Raw genomic sequence first — 4,077 nt, 5'->3', positions numbered from 1 at the left:
CCCTTGCTGTCGAGCGGGACATTGCCTTTCCACAGCAGGACGGGGCGGAAATCCTCGCGCGTCAGCCGCCCTTCGACCACCGCCTGCAGCGCCTTCACCATCTTCGCTTTCGATGCCTCGGGGATCGCGAAGCCGTTCGCGGCGGTCACGCTCAGCACATAGGCGGTGAGTTCGATCGACCCTTCCATCCGTTCGTTGGGCCAGTAACGGAGCAGCCCGTCGTCGTCGAGATAGGTCGGCATCGCGCCGGCGAGCGCCTGCCAGCGCCCGACATCGCCGAGCGCGACCGCGCGCGACGTCTGTTGTTCGAAGCAGGTATAGGGATAGGCGCTCATATAATCGCGCACGCCCGTCAGCGGCGGCGCGAGCGTGCCGGCGAGCGCGATATCGACGTAGCCGCCGGGCAGCGCGCCTGCGGGGATCGCGATCGGCAGCGTCGTCGCGGGGCCGACGCGGAACAGGCTGGCGGCCCAGGTCTCGACCGGCACCGCGGGTTCGACCGTCTGAGCAAAAACGAGCCGGTCGCGGGCCTTGCCGCCCTTGGCCACCGCATCGACGGTCCATTCGATCGGGCCGGTTTGTTCAGGGGCGGTCATCGACCAGCTGATCGGCACCGCTCCGCCCGCGGGAATGGTGACGGTGAGCGGCGGTGCGGTCGCGACGGCGGGGGACAGTGTCGGGGTCGCGGTGACCTCCATCGGCTGGTCGGTGCCGTTGCGCAGCGTGAAGCGCGCGTCGTAGGTGTCGCCGGTGCGCACCAGTTCGGGCATGCCGGCGAAGACGCCAAGGTCCTGCACGGTGCGGACGGTGGTTTCGCCGGTGCCGAAATATTGCGACCCGTCGGTCGCGATTGCGACGAGGCGGAAGCCCGAGAGATTGTCGCTGAGCGGCACGTCGACCGTCGCGCGGCCCTTGCTGTCGAGCGGGACATTGCCTTTCCACAGCAGGACGGGGCGGAAATCCTCGCGCGTCAGCCCCGACAGGTCGCCGCCACCGCCGCCACCGGGCTCGAGCGCCTTGCGGCCATAGTGGCGCTTGCCCACCACCTGCATCTGCGCGGTCGAGGTGAGCACGTCGAGCGTGCGTTCGCCCATCATCGCGTTCAGCACTTCCCAGCTTTCGTTGGGGGCGAGCTGGAGCAGCGCCTCGTCGACCGCGGCGAAGGCGACATCGGCGTTCTTCGGCGCCTTGCCGTCGGGGGTCTTGACCTCGATGCTTGCCTTCGCGGTTTCGCGGACCGAATATTTCTCCTTGTCGGCCTTGACCTTGACGCCGAGCTGATGGCCTTCCCAGCCGACCTTGATGCGCGCGATGCCCATCCGGTAGCTCGGCTTGGCGAGGTCGACCAATGCCGTCGGCGGAGCGCCTTCGCTATTCTCGATCTTGAAGCCGACCGCGCGCTTCATCTTGCGGAACCAGCTTTCGCCGCCGGTGACGCGCCCGCGTACCGCCATCACCGAGACATAGACGTCGGGGGCATAGGTCGCGGGAAGCTTGACCTTCACGACAGGGTTGGTGCCCTTCAGCGGCACGACGAAGCTCGACAGCACGCCTTCGCGTTCGACGGTGACGAGCGCGGTCGCTTCGCGGAACGGCATGCGGACCTGGAAACTCGCGGTATCGCCCGCGACATAGCGCGGCTTTTCGGCGATCACGTCCATGCGGTCGCCATTGTCGCCGCCGAACCACCAGTCATTGTCGCCGGCAAGCCAGACCGAGCGCACCGCGCGCGCTTCGTTGCCATCGGCATCCTGCGTCGTCGCCACCACGGTGACCTCGCCCGAAATGCCGGGCGCCATCGCGCAGCTCGCGCGTCCGAGCTTGTCGGTCGTCGCCGAGCAGGTCGCGTCGAGCTTCGTCGTGCGCATCTGGTTGTCATAGGCGTAGAAGCCGCCGATCAGGCGGCGCCGCGCGGTGATGATCTCGCGGTTGTAGAGCGCGACCGAGACGCGCTGGCCCGAAATCGGCTTGCCGTCCAAATCGAGCGCGATGAAATTGAGCCGGAGGTCATTGTCGCGCATCAGCCAGCCCTCGGTCTTGAGCCCGAGGCGGACGGCCGACGGATAGAGCGTGATGCGGCGGCTCGACGTGAGCGTTTCGCCATTGGCGTCCTCATAATCCATTTCGGCGGCCATCAGCGTCGGTTCGGTGATCGGCTGGTCGACCGTGACGCTCGCCGTCGCGGCGCCATTGGCGTCGAGCGTGAGCGGAACCGAGCGCGCGAGCGGCAGTTCGGCCGCGGGCTCGTCGCCGCTGTCGTCGAGCTGGACGACGCCTTCCTTCACCGGCTGGCCGTCGAAATCCCAATCCTTGTAATCCTCGGGCGGCGACCAGGATGAGCGGAAACTTGTGCGCAGTTCGACCGGGATATTCGGCGCGGGACCGCCTGACAGGTAACCGACGAAGAGCGAGAGCGGCACCGCAGCGGGGCGCACGAGCGCAGTCTTCGGACCGGTGATCGTCGCCTTCATCGTCGGCAGGCGATATTCGTCGACCTTGACCGACTGGCCCGACCAGATCGTCTTGTCCTCGCCATCCTTGTCCTTGGTGACGAAGACGAGCTCATAATCGCCCATCGGCGCCGAAGCGGGGACGTTCCATGTCGTCTCGCCGCTGCCTGCCGCCGTGATGCTGAAGGGCATTTCGAATTCGGTATCCGAACCGCGGTGGACGAGGCGGAGCTTGCCAGCCAGCGCTTCGGGGATGCGGAAACCAAGGCCGACCGGGCGGCGCAGCAGGTGCTTCATGTGGACGGTCTCGCCGGCCTTCACGAGCGCGCGGTCGAAGACGGTGTGGAGGATGTCGTTGCGCTCCGACCAGCCATAGGGGAGGTCGAAGTCATAGGGACGGATGCCGCTGCCCCAGTCGGTGAGGGTGAAGCTGAAATCATCGCCCGAGCGCGCGCTGACCATCAGCGCATGGCCTTCGCTGCTCGCGGGGTCGGGGGTTTCTTCGCAGCTCGAATAGGTTTCGGGCTGCGGCAGCGCCGACGGGAAGGCGAGCCGCCCCGCCTTGTCGGCGGTGCCGCGCGCGAGCAGGCGGCCGGTGCAGCTGTCCGACACGCGGATTTCGGCGCCCGCGACGGGCAGGCCGGTGTCGAGCGCGGTCACCCAGGCGAGCGAGCCTTCGCGGCCCCATTTGAAATGCACCGCCATATTGGTGACGAGCGCCGCGGTCGCGACGTAGCGCGTCGATTTGCGGCCGAGCAGCGCGGCGCCGAGTTCGGGGCTCGCGATCTCGACGATATGGAAGCCCTTTTCGGCGAGCGGGATGCCGACAACCTCGAACTCCTTGCCGCCCGCGGCGGGGGCGAGCTGCATGTCGCGGCGCTCGCCGCCCGATGGTGCGCCGTCGAACACCGACTTCGTGCCGGTGTAGTTGACGGTGACCTCCTTGCCGGCGGCGTTCTTTTCTTCGCGATAATCGGTGTCGTCGGCGTCGGCGACGCGTTTCAGCCAGCGTGCGATCGCGGCGTCGTCGTCGCCGACCTTGAGCGCGGTCGCGGGCATCTTGAGGTTCGCCTGGACGAGCGAACTTTCGACGCCGCGCACGGTGACGGGCAGCACGCCGCCTTCGCCCGCTTCGAGGATGCCGAATTCGGCGGCGAACTTGACCAAAGGCGGGGCGCGGTCGATGTGGAATTTCAGCGGGAAATTCGACTGGTTCTGGAGCTTGCGGCCGCTCTGGTCGGTGACGCCTTCGGGCAGCACGAGCGTCGCGTCGACATTCTGCGGCAGCGGGCCGGCAAAGCGGACGCTGGTCAGCCAGGCGTCGTTCTTGTCGTCGTCGTCGATCTTCGGCGTCAGCGTCTTGCCATCGGCGGTGCTGAGCGTCGCGGCGAGGATCGTTTCGCGGGGCACCGGCGAGGCGAAGCTGAGCGTCACATCCTTGATCGGGTTGCAGCCTGCCTGCGGGTTGATGCGGCTGCACGACATTTTGGCGGTGAAGGCGGGGCGGACGTCATGGTCGAAGCGCTGGTCGCGCCCCGCGGTGCGGCCCGGCACGCCGGCTTGCGAAATGCGCGCGTCCCAGACGAGCGCCATCTCGCGGCCCGGGGGCAGCGGGCGGCGGCATTTG

General features: G+C 67.7%; 1 protein-coding gene. It reads right to left on the bottom strand.

Annotated features, from left to right (window positions below):
• Positions 1–4,077, bottom strand: a 4,077-nt coding sequence (locus VGD20_RS14045) for an alpha-2-macroglobulin family protein (protein WP_331135045.1), incomplete at both ends; no start/stop codon positions are given.

The sequence above is a fragment of the Sphingopyxis sp. genome (assembly GCF_036402335.1).
In the GTDB taxonomy this organism is placed as follows: Bacteria; Pseudomonadota; Alphaproteobacteria; order Sphingomonadales; family Sphingomonadaceae; genus Sphingopyxis.
This window is presented reverse-complemented; position numbering and strand designations above follow the sequence as displayed.